The organism is Halalkalibacter oceani (assembly GCF_040544555.1).
Classification (GTDB): Bacteria; Bacillota; Bacilli; order Bacillales; family Bacillaceae_D; genus Halalkalibacter; species Halalkalibacter oceani.
Genome location: NZ_JBEPKD010000001.1, coordinates 101,109 through 120,802, shown reverse-complemented (window position 1 = coordinate 120,802; position 19,694 = coordinate 101,109). Strand labels below are relative to the sequence as shown.

At 50.3% G+C, this 19,694-nt stretch carries 21 protein-coding genes; 6 read left to right on the top strand and 15 right to left on the bottom strand.

All coding sequences use genetic code 11. The annotated features are described in order from the left end of the window. Positions 1–70: 70 nt before the first annotated feature. Complete coding sequence (sspO, locus tag ABMB67_RS00620; RefSeq protein WP_251222202.1) at positions 71–232, top strand: small acid-soluble spore protein SspO; 162 nt, start codon at positions 71–73, stop codon at positions 230–232. Between the two features lie 189 nt (positions 233–421). Here the strand turns inward: sspO and ABMB67_RS00615 are convergent, their stop codons facing one another. Further along, positions 422–670 carry a DUF2524 family protein gene (locus ABMB67_RS00615; RefSeq protein WP_354570794.1) on the bottom strand — a complete coding sequence of 83 codons (249 nt, stop codon included), beginning with the start codon at positions 668–670 and terminating at the stop codon, positions 422–424. A 111-nt stretch (positions 671–781) separates the two neighbouring features. Between ABMB67_RS00615 and ABMB67_RS00610 the strand changes: the two genes are divergently transcribed. From ABMB67_RS00610 to ABMB67_RS00600, 3 genes are all read left to right on the top strand, one after another. Next, complete coding sequence (locus ABMB67_RS00610) at positions 782–919, top strand: small acid-soluble spore protein P (protein WP_251222200.1); 138 nt, start codon at positions 782–784, stop codon at positions 917–919. A 250-nt stretch (positions 920–1,169) separates the two neighbouring features. After that, positions 1,170–1,625: a LytTR family DNA-binding domain-containing protein gene (locus ABMB67_RS00605; RefSeq protein ID WP_251222199.1), complete on the top strand. Its 456-nt coding sequence runs from the start codon at positions 1,170–1,172 to the stop codon at positions 1,623–1,625. Continuing rightward, on the top strand, positions 1,622–2,038 hold the full coding sequence (locus ABMB67_RS00600; RefSeq protein WP_354570793.1) for a DUF3021 domain-containing protein: 417 nt from the start codon (positions 1,622–1,624) through the stop codon (positions 2,036–2,038). Before ABMB67_RS00605 ends, ABMB67_RS00600 begins: the two co-directional genes overlap by 4 nt. 47 nt (positions 2,039–2,085) lie before the next feature. Here the strand turns inward: ABMB67_RS00600 and ABMB67_RS00595 are convergent, their stop codons facing one another. Genes ABMB67_RS00595 through selA form a run of 3 tightly spaced genes read right to left on the bottom strand, consistent with a single transcriptional unit; the run spans position 2,086 to position 4,913 of the window. Then, complete coding sequence (locus tag ABMB67_RS00595; protein ID WP_354570792.1) at positions 2,086–2,964, bottom strand: TIGR01777 family oxidoreductase; 879 nt, start codon at positions 2,962–2,964, stop codon at positions 2,086–2,088. Between the two features lie 33 nt (positions 2,965–2,997). Further along, entirely contained in the window at positions 2,998–3,507 is a 510-nt protein-coding gene (locus tag ABMB67_RS00590) for an acyl-CoA thioesterase (RefSeq protein ID WP_251222196.1), read from the bottom strand. Beyond that, on the bottom strand, positions 3,504–4,913 hold the full coding sequence (gene selA / locus ABMB67_RS00585; RefSeq protein WP_251222195.1) for an L-seryl-tRNA(Sec) selenium transferase: 1,410 nt from the start codon (positions 4,911–4,913) through the stop codon (positions 3,504–3,506). The genes ABMB67_RS00590 and selA overlap by 4 nt, the downstream gene beginning before the upstream one ends. A gap of 151 nt (positions 4,914–5,064) precedes the next feature. Here selA and selD point away from each other — a divergent pair, with 151 nt between their 5' ends. Next, a complete protein-coding gene (selD, locus tag ABMB67_RS00580; protein ID WP_285890168.1) occupies positions 5,065–6,114 on the top strand; it encodes a selenide, water dikinase SelD in 1,050 nt (349 codons plus the stop codon). A 273-nt stretch (positions 6,115–6,387) separates the two neighbouring features. Here the strand turns inward: selD and ABMB67_RS00575 are convergent, their stop codons facing one another. Further along, on the bottom strand, positions 6,388–7,122 hold the full coding sequence (locus tag ABMB67_RS00575; protein WP_354570791.1) for a hypothetical protein: 735 nt from the start codon (positions 7,120–7,122) through the stop codon (positions 6,388–6,390). Between the two features lie 167 nt (positions 7,123–7,289). Here ABMB67_RS00575 and ABMB67_RS00570 point away from each other — a divergent pair, with 167 nt between their 5' ends. Beyond that, positions 7,290–8,822 carry an S-layer homology domain-containing protein gene (locus tag ABMB67_RS00570; protein ID WP_354570790.1) on the top strand — a complete coding sequence of 511 codons (1,533 nt, stop codon included), beginning with the start codon at positions 7,290–7,292 and terminating at the stop codon, positions 8,820–8,822. Positions 8,823–9,018: 196 nt separating this feature from the next. Here the strand turns inward: ABMB67_RS00570 and ABMB67_RS00565 are convergent, their stop codons facing one another. The 10 genes from ABMB67_RS00565 to selB form a co-directional block, all read right to left on the bottom strand. Beyond that, positions 9,019–9,909: a hypothetical protein gene (locus tag ABMB67_RS00565; RefSeq protein ID WP_354570789.1), complete on the bottom strand. Its 891-nt coding sequence runs from the start codon at positions 9,907–9,909 to the stop codon at positions 9,019–9,021. Beyond that, positions 9,906–10,979 (bottom strand): hypothetical protein, encoded by a 1,074-nt coding sequence (locus ABMB67_RS00560; protein WP_251222190.1) that lies wholly within the window; start codon positions 10,977–10,979, stop codon positions 9,906–9,908. The genes ABMB67_RS00565 and ABMB67_RS00560 overlap by 4 nt, the downstream gene beginning before the upstream one ends. After that, positions 10,976–11,425: an anti-sigma factor gene (locus ABMB67_RS00555; protein ID WP_251222189.1), complete on the bottom strand. Its 450-nt coding sequence runs from the start codon at positions 11,423–11,425 to the stop codon at positions 10,976–10,978. The genes ABMB67_RS00560 and ABMB67_RS00555 overlap by 4 nt, the downstream gene beginning before the upstream one ends. Then, positions 11,425–11,940 carry a sigma-70 family RNA polymerase sigma factor gene (locus ABMB67_RS00550; protein ID WP_354570788.1) on the bottom strand — a complete coding sequence of 172 codons (516 nt, stop codon included), beginning with the start codon at positions 11,938–11,940 and terminating at the stop codon, positions 11,425–11,427. Before ABMB67_RS00550 ends, ABMB67_RS00555 begins: the two co-directional genes overlap by 1 nt. Positions 11,941–12,439: 499 nt before the next feature. Beyond that, complete coding sequence (locus ABMB67_RS00545) at positions 12,440–14,044, bottom strand: catalase (RefSeq protein WP_354570787.1); 1,605 nt, start codon at positions 14,042–14,044, stop codon at positions 12,440–12,442. Between the two features lie 110 nt (positions 14,045–14,154). After that, positions 14,155–14,889 (bottom strand): phosphonate ABC transporter ATP-binding protein, encoded by a 735-nt coding sequence (gene phnC / locus ABMB67_RS00540; RefSeq protein WP_354570786.1) that lies wholly within the window; start codon positions 14,887–14,889, stop codon positions 14,155–14,157. A gap of 30 nt (positions 14,890–14,919) precedes the next feature. Beyond that, the gene (phnE, locus tag ABMB67_RS00535; RefSeq protein ID WP_251222185.1) at positions 14,920–15,681 is read right to left on the bottom strand and encodes a phosphonate ABC transporter, permease protein PhnE; all 762 of its coding nucleotides are present in this window, start codon (positions 15,679–15,681) and stop codon (positions 14,920–14,922) included. A 6-nt stretch (positions 15,682–15,687) separates the two neighbouring features. Further along, positions 15,688–16,614 (bottom strand): phosphate/phosphite/phosphonate ABC transporter substrate-binding protein, encoded by a 927-nt coding sequence (gene phnD / locus ABMB67_RS00530; RefSeq protein ID WP_251222184.1) that lies wholly within the window; start codon positions 16,612–16,614, stop codon positions 15,688–15,690. A gap of 103 nt (positions 16,615–16,717) precedes the next feature. Beyond that, positions 16,718–17,740 carry a glycosyltransferase gene (locus ABMB67_RS00525; RefSeq protein ID WP_354570785.1) on the bottom strand — a complete coding sequence of 341 codons (1,023 nt, stop codon included), beginning with the start codon at positions 17,738–17,740 and terminating at the stop codon, positions 16,718–16,720. After that, entirely contained in the window at positions 17,730–19,631 is a 1,902-nt protein-coding gene (gene selB, locus ABMB67_RS00520) for a selenocysteine-specific translation elongation factor (protein ID WP_354570784.1), read from the bottom strand. The genes ABMB67_RS00525 and selB overlap by 11 nt, the downstream gene beginning before the upstream one ends. Positions 19,632–19,694 lie beyond the last annotated feature (63 nt).

The window sequence follows — 19,694 nt, the reverse complement described above, 5'->3', positions numbered from 1 at the left end:
TCAGCAAAATATCGGTTTAATGAATAAGATCGATCTGCAAAACAGAAGGTAATACATGGAGGTGAAGGAAATGGCGAAGAAAAAAGCAAACCACCAGATGACCGGGATGAATGATGCCCCGGCTCAAGGGAAGGACACCGGCTACAACGGCGCGTTTGAAACCGAAGCGGCCAACGAGCCATTAACGGAAATGCAGCGTCAAAACAATAAGAAAACGAAAAAAAGACAGTAGATGAGCGATTGGGACGAAAGGGCTCTGACCGGATGAATGTCCGAACAACTGATAGAGGGCGTTGACCAGGCTGCTTTTAAAATCCCCTACCGAAGAAACATGCTTGGTAGGGGATTTGCCCAGAACGGAGCTACTTCCATGTTATTTCTTCTCCACTTCGCCTTCTGTCCCAGTCTCTCCAGTTCCTTTTCAAATCTGTTGCTTCAGTTCATCGATTGTTTGCTGGAAGTGCGCGAGCTGCTCGTGCTGATGCTGTGTCGAAACGGTTAGCGCTTTTTCGATTTGAAGCTCGGCTTCCTCAATTTCCTGCCGGGCCTGCTTCATCCGTGTTCCTTCATCGGGCTGGTGGCGTTCAATCGCCGAAAAGGCTTCCTTAGCCTGTTCCACAGCCTGCTGTGCTGCTTGAAATGCTTGCTGCTTATCCTTTTGATAAGGCATTGTTTACTCCTCCTTTGTTTTGCTGTCCCCTCTAGGATGTACAAAAAGCCGGGTGATATGCGGATAGGAAACAAGCGGTTGACATACTACTAGGAAGAAGGAGGGATGACAATGACGGAGAAAAACACATATAAGGATCAGCGCCGCAACGCGCCAAGAGGAGCGGACTCCGGCCAGCCTGAACCGTTAAGTGGCTCAAAGAAGGTAAAACAGGCCAATCACGTCAATCAAACAAACGGCGAAGGCTGACCCCCGTGAATCATTGAACGAACATAAAGTAAGGACGAGGCAGAGCAAAAGGTATAAAAACAACCTTTGGCTCCGCCTTTTTCGCGTGCCCTGCTGCTGTTTTGCAACTCACCTCCTCAGGGCCGCCACTTACCTGCCACGATTTGCGACTTACTTGATAAAGGGAGACAGCACAGCCTTTTATGACTACACTGGTAGTAACAAAACAAAGAACATATTGATTTTCTTTTTTCAGAAAGCGGGTGAGGAGTTGAAAGTCCATTTGGATATTAATGACAGCTATCAGGAAACGGTAATCACGATTCAATGCAAGGAAGCGGATCAAATGATTTTGGATCTCTTGCACGATATCAAACGCAGAGAAGCGCCATTTATTGTCGGCCAGCAGGGCGAGATGCAGCATTTGTTAAAACCGGAAAGCATTCACCTGTTCCGCGTTCAACATGAGAGCGTCCACGCGATTACCGCCGAAGGGGCGTTCAAAGTAAAAGAAAAACTCTATGAACTGGAGGAACAGCTGCCATCCGGCAAATTTGTCCGTTTGTCAAAATCGGTAATTGCCAACCTTTACGAACTGAGCCATTTTGAAGCATCGTTTCACGGAACGCTGCGCGTCTACTTTCATTCAGGCGAAACCGAATACGTTTCCAGACATTACGTCAACGGCATTAAAGAAGCATTGAAATTGAACAGGAGGAAATCATGATGGTAAAAACCTTTTTATTCAGAAGTATAATGGGGATCTTTTTCGGGGCGTTTCTGACCGTCCTGGCGGCGATCTGCTTTGTCTATCTTGGCCAGCAGCCTGTGCTCGATGGTGAGGTATTTGTTAAAAACGCGCTTGGCACCTTGTTTTGCGGCTGGTTTTTCACCGTTAGCCCGCTCTATTTTGAAGTCAAATCGTTAAAGCTCTCCCAGCAGACGCTGCTTCATTTTTGCACAGTCGCGCTCCTATACTTCGTACTCGCCTTCGGCATCGGCTGGATTCCCGTTCAGCTAAATAGCATTCTCTTTTTTATCGCCCTGTTTCTCGTCTTCTACGCCGTGATTTGGAGCGCCTTCTACCTTTACTTTCGTCATGTCGCCAAAACATTAAATGGCGAGCTGAAAAATTTATAGGAAGCAGAGGCTGGACCAGCTCGTTTTGTCCCGCCTCTTGGAGCATCCTACAGTTCCGTTAGCGCCTCATCCATTGTCCTGAACTTGAACGAGAAGCCTTCCTGCTCAAGCCGCTCCGGAATGACCCAGCGGCTTTTTAAGACGAGCTCCGTTTCCGTTCTGATGATCCGTGCTCCCAGCTCAAGCAGCCATTTTGGCGCCGGGAGGCCAAACGGCGCATGATGGCTTTTCCGCAGCTTGCGCATAAACTCGCGATTCGTGATAGGAGCCGGCGCGGCGCAGTTAAACACGCCACTCAGCTCCTGTCTTTCTTTCAAAAAGAGGATGATTTGAAACAGATCTTCAATATGAATCCAGCTAAACATTTGCTTACCTGTTCCCTGTACCCCTCCGAGACCAAAGCGCACTAAATTCCGATACGGAGTCATCACGCCTCCTTCTTTCCCTAACACAATCGCAATCCGCAGCGCGACCTGACGCGTTGCCGCTGGCGAAAAAGAAAAGAAGGCCTTCTCCCACGCTTTGGCGACATCAACCGAAAATCCAGCGCCAATCTCACCTGCTTCCTCGGTCATCGGCTTATCTTCAGCATGGCGGTAAATCGTCGCCGTACTGGCATTGATCCACAGCTCAGGTGGTGTTTGGCAGAGGTCAACTGCTTCCCCAAGAATGTTCGTTGTCTCAAGCCTAGAATGCAAAATCTCGCGCTTATTCCGCTCATGATAGCGGCAATTTACTGATTTTCCAGCAAGATTGATTAACAGCGCCGCGCCTTCCAACGCCTCGATAATTCTGGCGCGATCATCCCAGCTGATATGCACGCTTTGCCTTGAGATGATTTCCACCTTATAGCCAAGCTGTTCAAATCGTTTCTCAAAATAACGTCCGACAAAGCCGGTTCCTCCGGCAAGCACGACTTTTTCCATCTTCTCCCCCAATCGACTACTTCACGCGAGTCTCTATTGATCCTTCATAAGTGCTTCGAGCTTTTGCCGCTCTTTGCGCTCCTGCCTCCGCTTTTGCCGCTGCTCGTGCCGCTCCTGTGCTCCTGCATATTGGTATTTCTCTTCCTCCGTTTCAGGCACGACAGGAGGCACCGGCGTCGGCTTGCGGTTTTCATCAAGGGCGACGAAGGTTAAATAGGATGTCGCCGTCAGCCGGCGCTCCCCGGTCAATAAATTTTCCGCTTCCACCTTCACATAGACTTCCATCGACGTATGGCTCGTATAACTGACATAGCCTTCCAGACAGATCGCTTCCCCGGTCTGAATCGGTGAAATAAAATCAAGGCTGTCGCTTGAAGCGGTGACGACCATGCTTCTTGCGTGGCGCATCGCGGCGATGCTCGCCACCTTGTCAATATAGGCCATCACATTTCCACCAAAAATCGTACCGTAATAGTTCGTATCAGGTGGTAGGACGATGTCGGTTAACACCGTGCGTGATTCTGATGCTTTCTTTTCCTTCATTTTACAGATCTCTCCTTTATGCACTCCTGCAAGCGTTGATGCAAAGCTGATTGCTCGTTTTCTTCAATCGTGCGAAAATCTAAAGCAACTTGTTCGTTCACAATCCGGCTGATGACAGCCGGCGAGCCGTTGCGCAGCTCCCGCTGAAGCTCATTGGCGCTCCAGATTGGATGCGTCAGCAACAGCACATACGTCGGCAGCTGGACTTCGGGCATCGTCCCGCCCCCAACCTGGGAAAAAGACTCGGTGACATCCGTCTTCCATGCCGGATCGAGCGCTATCTGAAACCGTTCGATCCGCTCGAAAACCTCCTCCTGCGTCAACAGGACAGCGCGAATCGTCGGGATTTCCGTTAACGCTTCTTCCTCATCACGGTAATGGGCAAGCGTCGCTTCCAGCGCGGCCAATGTCATTTTATCGACGCGCAGCACGCGGGCGAGCTGATGTTTTTTTAAGCGGTCAATCCATTTCTTTTTCCCGGCGATAATGCCGGCCTGCGGTCCGCCTAAAAGCTTATCGCCGCTAAAGGAAACGAGATCAGCTCCCTGGGCAATTGCCTCGCGCACGGTCGGCTCGGAACCGATTCCTTTTTGCTTGAAATCATAGAGCACTCCGCTTCCAAGATCCTCAAACAATGGCAGATTATTGGCGTCGGCGAGCGGCTTTAGTTCTTTTGCCGGCACGGCTTCCGTGAAGCCGATCATTTTAAAATTGCTCGTATGAACCTTCATCAGCAGTGCTGTCTCGGCTGTAATCGCCTGCTCATAATCATAAAGATGCGTTTTGTTTGTCGTTCCGACTTCTTTCAGCACCGCCCCGCTTTCCTCCATAATCGATGAAACGCGGAAGGAACCGCCGATTTCCACCAGCTCTCCGCGCGAGACGATCACCTCTTTCCCTCTCGCCAATGCTGAGAGGACGAAATAAACAGCTGCCGCGTTGTTGTTGACGACGATCGCCGCCTCCGCCCCGGTCACCTCTCTCAACGCCGCCTCAATCAAATCATGACGGGAACCGCGCTTACCGCTATGCAGCTGATATTCGAGGTTCGTGTACGAGGAAGCCGCTTCGATCACCTTCTTTTGCGCCTGCCCGCTTAGGCGTGCCCGTCCTAAATTCGTATGTAGTACAGTACCCGTTCCATTTATGACATGCTGCAACTTTACGCTCGCTTCTTTGCGGGCGTAAGCCTCAAGCTGATGAAACAGCTCTCCATCTATGTTCCCAGGAGCGAGGCTTATTTCATCATCACCGGCAAGAAGCTGTTCCCGCACGGAGGCGACGACGTGCTTCAGCATCGCTGTCAGCTGCTGCGACGTTAGATGATAGGCGCCCATTATCTCCTCGAAGCGTTGATGCTTTTGCAGCTCATGGATCGCAGGCAGCTGCCTTGCTAAATGCTTCACGACCCTTCCCCCTCTTTCTGTCTCATATCAATGGTCAAGCCGATCACCTGTCGCTCCTTTCGTTTTGCTTTACTTTGTTTTCTTTTCTATTGTAGGATAAGACATTGAAGGATGCAAAAACTATTCATATAAATGATAGGAGGTGGCTCACTTGGACGAGAAGCACAAAATCCGCCTGACTGCTTTTTCAACAAAAGCTGGTTGAGGCTGCAAAATTGGTCCAGAGGACCTGGCGCAAGTTTTGCGTCATTTGCCGAAGCAAGATCATGATGAAAATGTGCTCGTTGGATTGGATACATCCGATGATGCCGGGGCTTACCGCTTAACGGACGACCTGGCGATGATCCAGACGGTTGATTATTTTACTCCTGTCGTTGATGATCCTTATATGTTCGGCCAAATTGCCGCCGCCAATGCCTTAAGCGATGTTTACGCGATGGGCGGAAAACCGACGACGGTCTTAAACATCGTCGGCTTTCCAATCAAGACGTTGGCGCCTGACATTTTGGCAGAGATTCTTAAAGGGGCTGCTGATAAAACGAGGGAAGCCGGGGCGACCATTGTCGGCGGGCATTCCATTGATGACCAGGAACCGAAATTCGGGATGGCCGTAACAGGGCTCGCTCATCCTGACCGGATCTTTACCAATGTCGGCGCGCGGCCGGGGGACTGGCTGATTCTTACGAAGCCGATCGGTGTCGGCATTTTGACGACGGGCATCAAGCGTGGCGCGGTAACGCCGGAGCAGGAGCTCGCCGTCACGGAAACGATGGCCGCGCTGAATAAACGCGCCGCCGAGCAGCTTGAAGGGCTTCATCCAAACGCAGTCACCGACGTGACAGGCTTCGGCCTGCTTGGCCACAGCTTTGAAATGGCGAAAGGAAGCGACGTCAGCTTCGAGCTGGAGTTTGCCAACGTCCCTCTGCTTGCCGGAACACGCGAGCTTGCAGAACAAGGCATTATCCCTGGCGGTTCAAAAGCGAACGAGCGCTGGCTTGAAGAGCAGGTCATCTATGCTGATCATATTACCGCCGTTGAGAAAAGCATTTTATGCGACGCGGTGACATCAGGCGGACTGCTGATCAGCCTTCCACCCGACGATGCCCGCCTCTATCTTGAACGGATGGAGCGCGACAATGCACAGGCTTACGTCATCGGTACAGTTACAGCTAAACAGGACAAGCCGCTCATCGTAAAATAAAAAAACGCCTAAGGCGTTTTTCAGCCTGTCGACAAAGTCTCGCAAAAGCGAGACGGTCGACAGGCTTTTTTGGTAGAAGGATTTGTCACGATCCAGAGTTTCGGGCACGCTTTCTGCAGGAGTCGGCCCTCCCACCCCGAGGAGGCTCACCAGCTTCCCGCGGAAAGCGAGGTCTATTTCAGGAGCGACGGATTCCTTCTTTTCATTTGTTCGGATAGTCATATAGAAAATACGTTTGACCCGCCCTCGTTTTTCCTACGATCTAAAAAGCGCCTATCCCTCTTTCCGCTCTTTCTCCATCGTTTTTCGCAACGCTTTATAGCCTGTTCTTGTCAGCTTTACCTCTTCATCTACATAGCCTTGCTTTTTTAACGCTTCGATTGTTTCCGGCGGCAAAGAACTGCTCAGTTCCTTACTGATTTCATTTAAATTCGTGATGGAGCCTTCCGCTATTTTATCCTGCTCAATTGCCGCAGCCACCTCTTTAAGCGGATCTGCTTTAACAAAATATTTCTTTGTCTCGATAACCGCTGTGCTGAATCGGCCTTTTACCTTCAACAGCTCTTCAAGTAAACTCGAACGCTCCGCATCCTTTTGTCTGATTTTCTCCCGATACGTCTGCTTTTCCGCTTCCTCGAGCTGCGCTTTGGCAAAAAGCTCCTCGAGCAGTTGGGTGCGGTCAAAATCAACGAGCGTCAGCTCTTCTTCTTTTTTCTGCACTTCTTTTTCAAAAATAATCGTCTCCTGATTCTCAATTACAGGCTCTGGAGTCGATTTTATCGGTTCATCCTGAAATTCCGTTTTTTGTTCTTTTCCTCTCCGCAGGACGACATAAGCAAGCCCAGCTAGAAAAAGAACGACGAACAAGCGGAAAAGCACTTCATATTGAACAACAAAGTAGAGAAGAACAGCAGCCAGGATCAATCCGGAAATTCTTTTTCCCCAGCCGGCACGCTTCTGCTCCCGCTTAGGGGATTGGTGATTTACTTTCTTCAACTGTTCGTTCATTTGCTTACTCCTTTACCTTGAACTGCACAACATCATATCATACTTTCACTAAGTCTATTGATCTATTTTTCGTTATTTAAGTTTTTGTTGCCTTCTTTTCTTGCAAATCCTCTTCTAAACTAGCAAAATAAATAAGAGTGAATGAATGATAAAGGAGGCAATGCTTTTTGACTACGCGTAAAAAAAGAAAAGGAGCAGCCGGCCTGACTGGGAGCTTGCTTGCTATGATGCTCTTCCTGTCTCCTCCTGCTTTTGCAGCAGAGGATGTCGCTGATGCTTGCGGCTATGAACCAATCTCGGGAGAAAATCCGCATTATCAAGTGACCAACTGTCTGCTGACGGAGACGGCGCTCGCTTATGATATTCCGCCGGAAATCGTTAAAGCGGTCGCCCACAAGGAAAATGGCGATTGGTCTCATTTCCAGGCAAACGGCGAAGCGATTGAAACCGCAGATGGTGGAATCGGCCTGATGCAAATTACGAACTACCAGCAATATGATGTCGACAGATTGAAATCAGATCTTATTTACAATATTCAGGCTGGTGCTGAAATTCTTGATCAAATGTTTGCCCGCCGTGATCTGCCAACGATTAACGATGGCGATCGCGATGTGATTGAACACTGGTATTTTGCCGTGCTTGCTTATAATGGAACGATGCCGGTCAACAGTCCGGTCGTCCAGGCAACGGGAGAGCGAAACGACGATGCCTATCAGGAGAAGGTTTGGGATATTATCGAGGAGTACCACCTCCTTCCGCTGGCAAGAATTCCGTTTGAACCAGGCGACTTTCGCTACGATCCAGAGGTGCGGGCGCCGATTGAATTTGTAACGACTCACTATGAAACAGAGCTTCCTTTAACGGAAACAACCTATCACTTCCTGAATGGCGATACGGTTTATTCCACGACAGGAGGTCTCCAGTTCCGCGAGAGACCGACTCGGGAAAGCAGCAGCCTTGGAACGATTGCCGAGGGGGAAGCGTTGACGATCACCGGCTCGTTTGTTTACGATGAATCAAACCCGGTGCGGACCAACCATTTTGTCTGGTACCCTGTTCAAAGAAGTGACGGCACGAAAGGGTTTGTCGCTTCGAGCTATTTAACCGCACAAGGAACAGAGCGTCCTGATCCGGTGGAGCCGCCACCAGCACTGCCAGAGCCACCGGCTGCGCCAAGTGAATTCTCGGATGTACCGGCCGGACACTGGGCGGCAACAGCCATCTATCAGCTGAGTGAACGCGGTGTCATTCAGGGCTATCCAAACGGAGCTTTCGGATTGAATGACTCGATCACGCGGGCACAGGCGGCGACGCTTTTAGCGCGGGCTGAAGGAATTTCCTTTGACAATCGCCCGAATCCGAATTTCCGGGACGTACCGCGCGACCATCCTTATTACGCGGCGATCGCCGCTGCCGTGGATGAAGGAATCTTCTCCGGCATAACAGCGACGAGCTTTCAGCCAAGCGCGCCATTAACCCGGGGGCAAATGGCCGTCCTGCTTACGAGACTGTATTCGTTTGAATCAGGCGGCACGTCCCATCCATTTACCGACGTTCCCGCCGGCATCTGGTATGAGCAAGCTGTCCAGACCCTGTACGCCAACGAAATTGTCGCCGGTATTACCGCGACTGCCTATCGCCCGACGATGGAAGTAACAAGAGGGCAATTCGCCGTCTTTATGCAACGGGTAATTGACTAAAACAACAAGTCCCAAAAGCAAATGCTTTTGGGACTTGTTGTTGAAGCAATGCGCGAAGCCGCTGCAAGATTTTAAGTCAACTAGGAGTGACTTTCTTCTAGTTGACGAGCAGCGTGCGAAGCCATTGCCGCTATGTGCTAAACCCATTCATCAGCTCGCAGCTACTACGACCTCGAATAAGCCGGGGTTTCGGCTCCTATCCCATCATTAATGTAAGCTGAAACGCTTCAATAACCGTAATTTGATGCGTCCCTTCTCCGAACGTAACGCTGCCTTCTTCTGCAAGGAGGCGATTGATGCTTTCATCCGCTCCCACCGTTTCTTCAACTCTGGTTGCCGATACTTCGACATCATTTTCATTTTGCAAATAGAGCGACACAGTCGAGGCGCTTTCGACTATCCAGCTGCTTTCGGCATCGCGGGGCTTGAGGCTAACCGGGTACTGCTGCCCGACGACTTCCACTTCAACATCACCCGGGACAAAGACGGTCGCTTCTACTTGAGGCGTCATTTGTGAAAACCCTGCTATTTCCCGCGGCAGCTGCTTAATGATAAGATAAAGCGTATCGCCGCGCTGGTATATTGAGGCGTATTCTTCCGGCCTGGAGACTAGCGTGTCCTCCTTCCCTAAGGAAGCCCGGTATGTTCCAAAGAGCGACAATTCAGCGCCGGTTGTCGCTTCAACCGTAAGCGGATATGGACCGGTCTGGACAACGACACGATTAACTTCGGGCTCAATCGGATGAGAGACCGGCGGCAGATCAAGCGTCCGCTCTTCCCGCGCAAGCTCATTTTCCACCAAATCAAGCAACCCGGTGGAGCTGGCAAGCGCAAAGGCAATTCCGGCCGTGCCGATCAGCGCGACGAAGAATATACTTAAAAAATCATAATGCAGCAGCGGTTTTTCCTGCTTTGATAAAAAAAGATAGACGAGCATTTCCAGCCCTAAAATAATCATAATGACCGGCCACCACGCCAGCATAATTTGCGAGACGCTAATCTCGCTAAATTGAGCAATGAAAAGAATGATTCCTAACAGGAGCAGAGACGCTCCCATTGAAATCGTACCGACACGCCAAACTCTCATGATACGTCCTCCTTATTCTTTCGCTTGCTGCCGACCAGCAGTTTGATCCCTCCACCAATGAGCAACAGGCAGACGATCGTCGTTTGAAAATAATGATCAAACCAGTACTTGAAATCGACGTTGAGCCAATCATCGAGCAGCGGTGCTACCGCCGGCAGTGCCATATGACTTGTTAAATAATAAAGCCCGAGTAAAATGAGCCCGATGCCGACCCATTTCTGCTGATTAAGAAAGTAAGAAATAATCGGTGTATCATCCAGTTCCTCTTTCCCGTAAGCGGAAGCTTTTTGCAGCCCGTCAAAAAAGCTGTAAAACCAAATAATCGGAATAAGGAACAAAAATATGCCGAGTCTAAGTACGTCTAAAATATAGATCGAAAATAAAAAGGCGGCCATTAATTGAATTCCACGTCGCTGGAGTCCAAGATAGAGGTGCCCCGCGCCGGGAAAAAACGACAGAGCGACGGCAATCGATTTGCTTTTCTTCCCATTCACCCGATTTAATTCGATGTCTTCGAGAATCGAGCGATCAATAAGCTCCTCCCCTTTGTGCTTTTTATTCAGCTGATGGATCGCATCAAAAAAACCATACACCCAGATCACCGGTAAAATGGCGAGAAACAGCAAAAACTCTTCTCTTGATGTAAGGACAGTCACGAAGAAAACCATCATAATCGTACCGACAAACGCCATAAACAGCGTCAAACCGCGATTCATCAAACCTAGCTGAAAATGGCCCAGACCCGGTATAAATGATAGCAAAATCGTAAAAAAACGTTCCTGCTCTTCGGTCGGGTTTTTCATTGCCTCCGCTTGATTGGCAGCCGTCGGATAAGCCGTTTTTGAAGCGGTAATCGCCGTGTCAACAAGGTTGACGACGTAAAGAATAACGCCTGCTATCACGACAAAGAACGCCAGCCCGTATTCCCAATGGGCGTACAGAAACGTAAAAATCACAATCAAGCCGAACTCTCCAAACATATACGCGAGCCCGCGAAGCGGCTTTCGTAAATAAAGCAAGCCCCCGCCAGGGAAGAATGCCAGCAAAAAAGCTAATATCGGGTTTTTCATTGATCGGTCTCCTCCCTATTTTTTTGTTCAATGACATTGAGCCAGGCAACGGTTTTATTAACAAGCTGCTCCGTTACCGAAGGCGAGCTTTCCGCGAGCGCCGGACTTTGGACAGTGGTAATGGAATGAAAAACACCGGAGGTCATGAACATGACGGTTATCGCTGCGGCGACCGTATAATGAACGATCGTCCTTTGATAAAATGGACGTGCCGCTTCAGCCTGCATCTCTTTCGGCTGTTCCGCCACCTTTTCAAGAATCTGACCGGTAAAGGCAGCTGGATCGGTCACATCCGGTAGCTTCTCCTCATAAGCAGCCACAGCGTGCAGATAAAGCTCAAGGCACTGATCACAGCGATACAAATGCTCCTCGTACTGCCGACGGGTGGAAAGATCGACCTCGTCCTGCACATACTTTTTCCATTGTTCTTCACTGATATGATTCATCAAAACTCCTCCTCCTTCCAATGCTTTTTCATCCACTGACGCGCCCGGTAAAGCTTTGTTTCAATCGTTTTCACCTGGACCTGCTGTTCATCAGCCATTTGCTGGTAGCTTTTCTCCGCAATATAAAAATCATAGACGACTTCCCGGTAGCTGCCCGGCAATTGATCGAGCTTTTCCCGCACGAGGCGCTGCTTTTCTGTCAGCATCACTTCAGCTTCAACGTGATCCTTGGCTGAAACCGCCGATTGAAACGCCAGCTGCTCGGTCATCTCCTCACGCCTGCGCTCCCGTTTCCTTCTACTATCAATCGCATGATTGACGGCGATGCGCGTCATCCATGTTTTCAACCCTTGATTCTCAAAGGTGGAGAGAGAATGATAGATTTTAATAAACACTTCTTGCGTCGCATCTTCAGCATCCTTCTGATCACGCAAAATCGCGTAGATGACGCGGAAAAGCTCTGTGCGATATTTCTCCACAATGAGCCTGAAGGCATGATCATCGCCGCTTCTCATTTTCTCTAGTAAAATCCGATCGCTAATCTCTCTCCCCCCTTTTTACGCCGCACATATAATAGACGACAGCGGTTGACCTAACCCCTACACTTTTTTTCAAATTACAGCTTATCTTATCATTTCGAATGAAAAAAAAGGGCTTGAGACAAAACTAGCTTTGGACCAACTGGCAATGGCTTCACACGCCACAAGCCCGTTGTGAGAAACCCACTCACAACGGGCTTTAAAAGATCGTGGCGGTTCCGCTCATTGCTTAGAGAGGCTGGGAAAAAGGTAAAAAAACAACCTTTTGTCCCAGCCTCCTCCATGCTACCTTTTGTTTCATCCCCGAAGCGGTCCGGACGTCTTCATCGCTCACAAGGAAGATCGCCTTGTTCTTTTTTTTGCAGAGGGCTTCGCTCCTCGCCCGGAGCAGGGAATAAAACCGCTTCCCTTCTCCTTTTAACTGCTGGCGATGGCTCCTCCTCTGCTTCGCTCACAAAGAAGATCGCTTTGTGAGCTAGTAGCGGTCGGCTTTGTGGCCGAGCTTCTGCGCCTCGTCGACGGCTTCGTCGGCCTGCTTGGAACTGGTATGTTCCTTACTCATTGTTCCTGCCGCCTTCAGTCCTTCGGCGACGCGACGGCCGTAATCCTCGTCAGCTTTTGTAAAATGCTCAATCATTTTCTCCTGAATATGCGGCTGACAGACAGAAAGCGCATCAACGAGGTTCGAAATCAGCTCGTCCTGCTCCCACGGCTCAAAGCTGCGGTACGTATCGCCGGCCTGCCCGAAGTTATTCTGCCGGTCAATCGGCTCGCGGACGAGCTTATCGTCGTAGTGCGGTTTATGGACGTCGCCGATCTGCTCCGCTTCCTTCAGCCCGCCTAATGACGACGGCTCGTAATTCGTATGCGGATTTTGACCTGGAGCGGTATCAACATGGTATTCCATTTGACCGCCCTGCTGGTTTGTCGCCACGCGTTTTTCCGGCGAGTTAATCGGCAGCTGTAAATAATTTGAGCCGACACGGTAACGCTGGGTATCGGAATAGGAAAAAGTGCGACCTTGAAGAAGCTTATCATCTGAAAAATCAAGCCCGTCGACGAGCACCCCGGTGCCAAACGCCGCCTGCTCAACTTCATTGAAGTAATTTTCAGGGTTTTTATTTAGCACCATCTTGCCGACAGGAAGGAAAGGAAACTGCTCCGCCGGCCAGAGCTTTGTCGGATCGAGCGGATCAAAATCAAGCTCCGGGTGCTCCTCGTCGCTCATCATTTGCACACAGAGCTCCCATTCAGGATAGTCGCCATTCTCAATCGCTTCGAACAAATCCTGTGTCGCATGGTTCGTGTTCGTCGCCTGAATGTGCTCCGCTTCCTTTTGCGTTAAGTTTTTAATACCTTGCTTTAACGGTTCCCAATGATACTTGATCAGCACCGCTTCACCCTTTTCATTCACCCATTTGTAGGTGTTGACGCCAGAGCCTTGCATTTGCCGGTAATTGGCCGGTATGCCCCACGGCGAGAATACGAAGGTGATCATGTGTGTCGCTTCCGGAGACTGCGATACGAAATCAAACATCCGCTCAGGATCCTGAATATTCGTCACCGGATCGGGCTTAAAAGCATGAATCATATCAGGAAACTTAAGCGGATCACGAATAAAGAAAATCTTTAAATTGTTACCGACAAGATCCCAGTTGCCGTCTTCCGTGTAAAATTTCACGGCGAACCCACGAGGATCCCGTGCTGTTTCTGTTGATTCACGTGCACCGACGACCGTTGAAAAGCGGACAAATACCGGCGTTCTTTTCCCTTTTTCCTGAAACAGCTTCGCCCGTGTATAAAGCGCGGGCGACTCGTCACCGACTTTTCCGTACGCTTCAAAATAGCCATGCGCCCCGGCTCCGCGGGCATGGACGACACGCTCCGGAATCCGCTCTCGGTCAAAATGCGAAATTTTTTCGAGAAAATCGTAGTTTTCCAGCGTCGTCGGACCTCTGTTGCCGACCGTTCTTACGTTTTGATTGTCAGTTACCGGATGTCCCTGCCGATTCGTTAGCGATTCGGCCGACTCCCCGGTGCCAAGCGGTTCCGTTTGATGCTCTTCGTCCTTCTTTTTCACTCAAATCCCTCCTTTTTGTACAATACAAGTGTGCCCGACAAAAAGGAAAACATGAGTAAAATTCATCTTTTTATTGAAAAGATTGGATGACGCCCTGCTTCATTTTTTTCTTACTGATAAATCGCGGAAAACGTCGCCTCATCAAGCTCTTCAGGCTTGCCGTCAAAAAGCAGCTGCCCGTCTTTTAAGGCGATGATCCGCGTCGCAAATTCCTTCGCCAGGCTGACATCATGAACATTGACAATCGATAGCAGCTCTTTTTTCTGATGAATATCGCGTAAAAGCGTGAAAATATGACGCGACGTCACTGGATCAAGGCTCGCCACCGGCTCATCTCCAAGCAGCAGCTTCGGCTCCTGAAGCAGGGCGCGCGCGATGCCAACCCGTTGCTTCTGTCCGCCGCTGAGCGCTTCAACCCGCCTGTCACCGTGGCGTTCGAGGCCGACCTGCTCCAGCGCCAGCCGCCCGCGCTGTTTTTCTTCTTTTGAAAACAAACCGAGCAGATTTTTCAACGCCGGCCGCCGGCCAAATAAGCCGGTCAGCGTATTTTGAAAAGCCGTCATTCGCGGGATTAAGTGAAAATGCTGAAAAATCATCACCATTTCCTGTCTGACCGCTCTCATCTGCGCTTCAGACAACGTCGTCAGCTCCTGTCCTTCAAAGTGAACCGAACCGGAGGAGACGGGCTGAAGACGGTTAATCGTCCGGACGAAGGTTGATTTTCCAGCTCCGCTTTTTCCGAGCACACAAACAAACTCTCCCTGTTCAAATGATAACGAGAGCCGGTCGAGCGCCGGCTCCGCCACCTTCGGATAGCGGACTACGACATCGGTCAGCTTCAACATCGACACCCTCTCCTTCCTGATCGTCTACGGCTAAATGACCCGCGCCCGGATCCGCCCGCCAATAAAATCAACGAGAAGCACAAGCGCCATGATACAAATAATATCAAGGGCAACCGCCGTGTAATAAAAGCTCTGAAAATGATTAAATAATTGCTGGCCGATTCCTCCGCCGCCAATAAAACCGAGAATCAACGACGTTCTGATCGCCACTTCAAACCGGTAGAAATAATGCGAAAGAACATTAGGCCATATTTGCGGCAAAATCGAAAATAAGTTGGCGACCCATTTCGTCGCGCCAATGGACTTCATCGCTTCCTGCGGACCGGGGTCGGCTGATTCGATCAGCTCGGCGATCAGCTTGCCGAGCACGCCGATATTATGAAGGATGATTGCCAGCACCGCTGCAAATGGGCCAAGGCCTAAAACCGTAACAAAAAGCAGCCCGAAGACAATTTCAGGAATCGAACGCAAGCCGCTTAACAGAAAGCGGCTCGTTCCGTACACTCCAATTGAACCGCTCGTATTTTGCGCGGCGAGAAAGCTGACAGGCAGCGCAATCATAAGAGCGAACAGCGAGCCTAAAAAAGCGACGGCCAATGTGACAATGCTATGATAGGCCATTCTCGGCAAAAGTGACCATTCGATTGGAAAAAAGCGGGTCGCCAGCATCTCAAACATGTTGCCGAGCTCGGTAAGCTGGCGAAAGTCAAATCCCGTTATCCGCATGCTCCACCAGCAGGCGACAATGAGCAGAATCACATAAACGATATACCGTTTCCGAAACCATACCATGGCGATCTATTCCAATGTCAGCATATCAAATTCCCGGGCGGCTTCTAGCACGTCAGCATACTTGCTGTGATCGGCTTCGACAAAAGCAGAGGCTCCACCGAAAATTTGCAGGATTTCCGGATCATCAATTTGATAAAACGTCTCTTGAATAGCAGCAATCGTCTCGTCATCCATTTCAGACGGAACGACCCATGGATATTGATAAAGCTGCTCCGACTGCCAAATGACCTTCACATCATCGCGCAAGGAACCGCCGTTGGCATCCGCTTCCTTCATCAACGCTTCCAAAATCGCGCTGTCAATCGCGCCGGCATCGACCGTTTGCTCCTGAACGAGCGAAGCGACAATATCATGTGAACCGGCAAATTGAACCTGATTAAATTGATGCTGATCCTCGCTCTCATAGTAACCGCGCTGACGCAGCTCAAGCCCCGGCATTAAATGACCTGACGTCGAGGAAATGCTGGCAAAAGCTAAATCAACTTCAGCCGCATCCTCTAACAGCTCATCGAGTGATTCCCACTGCGCATCGGCATGCGTAATAATATAGGAATAATAATATGGACTGCCCTCCACTTCCTGTGTAACAATCGCTTTTGCCCCGCTCTGTTCATGAGCGATGACGTACGTTAGAGGGCCGAGGAATGCTAAATCAATATGATTAAAATTGAGCGCTTCGACGACAGCATTATAATTCGGATACGACTCCACTTTCACCTCTCTGCCAAGTCCATCAGCGAGCCTTTCTTCAAGCAAATCCAGTCCAGTCTGCATCTCACCAACCGTTTGCGACGGAATCACAGCGACTTCAAACGGCTCTGAAGTCCCCTCTGATTCCGGTTGCTCCGTTCCTTCCGTCGGCTGCTCCGTTTCTCCTCCGCCACAGCCTGCCAATGCAAGCACAACTCCTACTGCTACTAACCATTTTTTCATTTGTTCTCCACCTTCTTATCATTCTCACGTGTTGCCTTGTAAAAAATACCACCATGATAAACGTTTGTAAAGTATTTATCCTTGTCTTTCACTTTCTGCTTACCTACTGCAGGCAGTGATCATACACAGCAAGCAACGCCGCGATTTCCTGCTCGACGGAATGCTTCGCTTCAACAAACAGCCGGGCCCGTTCGGTCAGCTGCCGGCGCCACTCATCACGCTCCAGCACTTGTTCGATGAGGGCGGGAAACTGTCCCGGCTGATCAAACAGCACCCCTGTCTCACCATCTACAATAATGCTTTCGTTTCCCGGGTTCCGCCGGGCCACAACCGGTTTACCGAACGCCATCGCTTCCAGCAACGCCATCGGCTGCCCTTCAGACTTTGACAAATTCAATACAAGATCGAACTGCTCGTACACAGAGCGCATACAGGCAAGCGGCACTTCCTGAATATAGTGAAACCAGTCATATTTTTGCCGGCGCCGCTCCACCTCTGCGAACAGCTTTTCATCCAACGCCGCGCCGATGATCGTAAACGTCAGCTCCGGCCATTTTTCCCGCATGCGCTTTAATTCTTCCCATATGTAAAAGACATCCTTTACGGGACGCAAGCCGGCCGGCAGTAGCAGCTTCGGCCAACCCGGATGTATCGGTATCTGCATTTCATAATCCGGGTCCGGTAGCCACGCGCTCTGCGGAATGACATAAATTCGTTCAGTTAATTCAGGATAGGCATGAAGCAGCTTGCTTCGCCCATCCTCACTAAAAACGGTAATCGCGCACGATTGGGTCGTGACAGACTGAATCAGCTTCGCCGCCTCTCTGTTTTTCAAATCTTCATTGACGTCAGTGCCTCCTGATGTCAGGACATAAGGCTTTAAAAATTCAAGCCCGTCCCTTTGCTTACGCCATTCGGCAAAACGTCTTAAATGAAGAATATGATACAGATCAGCCTCGGCAAAGCGCTCGTCCCACTCCTCGTCCCAGCTTGCTTCTTCATAGGGAAAGACCGTAACCTTGATGCCTCTTGCCACGAGCCCGGCGACAATTCGCTTCGCTGTCGTCGAGTTCCCGCGATTTTGTTCGTAATAAGGTGTAAAAAAGAAGAGATGCTTAAGCTTCATTTTCTTTTGACTCTCCTTTATCACGCCATCTGCGCAGCTGCTCCTGCCGCGACGTCAGTCCTATCTGATCCATTTTTTCTAAAAAAGGAACGAGATATTTGCGCGACAGACCGCTGATTTCCTTCGCCTCCTGCAAGGTGAACTCGGCACCCGTCCCTGCTTTCAAGCGATTCACATAGTCATTGAAGACTTCTACATCAACCGAATGCTTGTCATCAAGCTGATACAATCGCGCTGTCTCATGCACATAGTGGGTCAGCTCGTCGATTAAGGAAGCTGGCAGCTGCTGGCGCTCAAAATGATCCGTTAATGGCGTGACGTTCATCCCTTCCTCTTTGACCGCCGCAAGCGCCTGCTCGACCCGCTTTTGCCACTGCGCCGGCGGATGAGCGGTATGGGTCATGAGGGCGACATATGGACCTCGCCGTTCAAATGCTTCTTCTCGCGAATGTTCAAGCAGCCACTCCAGTAAACGGGCCGGATAACGCCTTTGATAGCTTTGCAGCAGCTCGGCTTTTTTTACGCCGGTCCGCAACGGATGCGCGCGGTGATACTCCGTCAGCTCAGCAAGCAGCTCCTGCCGCAGCGCAGCAAGTACGCTTTTGCTCGTCACCGCTCCGGCTACTACAACAAACGCTTGATGCTCGTCTGCCCATTCGTATAAAGCCGGCTCCGTCAGCTGCAAAACGGCACCAGCTTCAGAAACGTCGACGAGTTTCTTGTCTAATAGAAGCTGATCAAGCCGCTCCTCCGGTGTCGCTGTCTTTTTTTGTTCGAGCATGTTCACCGTTTCCTGTCCGAATCGATAGCTGCCCGCTTCGGGATCGATCACGACACCGCCACCGATCGTTTCCATCGGTGTCGGCCGCCGTAAAATAAAACGGTCCCCTCTTTTCGTCACGAGTGGACGGTCAAGTCGCAGCTGGCAAACAAGCTCGCTGTTCCCTTCCGTCAGCTCATTACGGTCAAAAAAGACAATCTTTCCGAAAACTTCAGCCGTGCCGAGATGAAGCTTCACCGCGCTCCGTTGCTTGACTGGCAGCTTAAGCGACGCAACCGTCGTTAACGCAATATCAATCGTTGTCGTCGTTTCAAACTGCCCGCTGCTCGCCAGAACATCGCCGCGCCTGATCTCCTCTTTGCTAATTCCGCCAAGGTTAATGGCGACGCGCTGACCCGCTTGCCCTTGCTTGCGAGCCTGATGATGGACTTGGAGCTGGCGGGCGCGCACGAGCTTGTTTTGCGGCAACAGTTCGAGCATATCTCCTTCCGAAACAGCACCTTCATATACCGTCCCTCGTACAATTGTTCCCTGTCCATGCACAGTAAAAACCTGATCAATCGGCAAACGAAAAGCGCCGCCGGACTCACGGCTTTCTGTCTCTTGCAGCTGTCTGATCAGCCCTTCCTTCAATTCAGTGATTCCGGACGCCGTTACGCTGTCAACATAAAACAGCTCGGCTTTTTCGAGAAACGTCCCTTCGACAGCGTCGCGAATATCAAGCTCTGCCAGTTCACGCCCCTCTTCATCGACGCGATCGATTTTCGTCATGACAATGATTCCTTTTTCAATACCAAGAAGGCGGAGAATATCGAGATGTTCCCGCGTTTGCGGCATCACCCCTTCATCCGCGGCGACAACAAGGATGACAAGATCAATACCGGCCACCCCGGCGATCATCTGCCGAATAAACCGTTCATGCCCCGGGACGTCAATTAAAGACACTTCCATTTGAGCCGTCAATGTAAGCGGCGCATAGCCGAGCTCAATCGAAATATTCCGTTCTTTTTCTTCTTTAAGACGATCCGTATCAACCTCGGTCAATGCCTTCGTCAGCGTCGTTTTGCCATGATCAATATGGCCCGCCATTCCAACCGTGTAATGCTTCATAATGTCAAAATCCCTCTTTCCAAAGCGTCAACTGTCTCACGCTACATCATACTACACGCCAGT

Coding starts and splice junctions, on each gene's coding strand:
- sspO (WP_251222202.1), top strand. CDS start 71: ATGGCGAAGAAAAAAGCAAACCACCAGATGACCGGGATGAATGATGCC.
- ABMB67_RS00615 (WP_354570794.1), bottom strand. CDS start 670: ATGCCTTATCAAAAGGATAAGCAGCAAGCATTTCAAGCAGCACAGCAG.
- ABMB67_RS00610 (WP_251222200.1), top strand. CDS start 782: ATGACGGAGAAAAACACATATAAGGATCAGCGCCGCAACGCGCCAAGA.
- ABMB67_RS00600 (WP_354570793.1), top strand. CDS start 1,622: ATGATGGTAAAAACCTTTTTATTCAGAAGTATAATGGGGATCTTTTTC.
- ABMB67_RS00595 (WP_354570792.1), bottom strand. CDS start 2,964: ATGGAAAAAGTCGTGCTTGCCGGAGGAACCGGCTTTGTCGGACGTTAT.
- ABMB67_RS00590 (WP_251222196.1), bottom strand. CDS start 3,507: ATGAAGGAAAAGAAAGCATCAGAATCACGCACGGTGTTAACCGACATC.
- ABMB67_RS00575 (WP_354570791.1), bottom strand. CDS start 7,122: ATGAACGAACAGTTGAAGAAAGTAAATCACCAATCCCCTAAGCGGGAG.
- ABMB67_RS00565 (WP_354570789.1), bottom strand. CDS start 9,909: ATGAGAGTTTGGCGTGTCGGTACGATTTCAATGGGAGCGTCTCTGCTC.
- ABMB67_RS00560 (WP_251222190.1), bottom strand. CDS start 10,979: ATGAAAAACCCGATATTAGCTTTTTTGCTGGCATTCTTCCCTGGCGGG.
- ABMB67_RS00555 (WP_251222189.1), bottom strand. CDS start 11,425: ATGAATCATATCAGTGAAGAACAATGGAAAAAGTATGTGCAGGACGAG.
- ABMB67_RS00550 (WP_354570788.1), bottom strand. CDS start 11,940: ATGAGAAGCGGCGATGATCATGCCTTCAGGCTCATTGTGGAGAAATAT.
- phnC (WP_354570786.1), bottom strand. CDS start 14,889: ATGTTGAAGCTGACCGATGTCGTAGTCCGCTATCCGAAGGTGGCGGAG.
- phnE (WP_251222185.1), bottom strand. CDS start 15,681: ATGGTATGGTTTCGGAAACGGTATATCGTTTATGTGATTCTGCTCATT.
- phnD (WP_251222184.1), bottom strand. CDS start 16,614: ATGAAAAAATGGTTAGTAGCAGTAGGAGTTGTGCTTGCATTGGCAGGC.
- ABMB67_RS00525 (WP_354570785.1), bottom strand. CDS start 17,740: ATGAAGCTTAAGCATCTCTTCTTTTTTACACCTTATTACGAACAAAAT.
- selB (WP_354570784.1), bottom strand. CDS start 19,631: ATGAAGCATTACACGGTTGGAATGGCGGGCCATATTGATCATGGCAAA.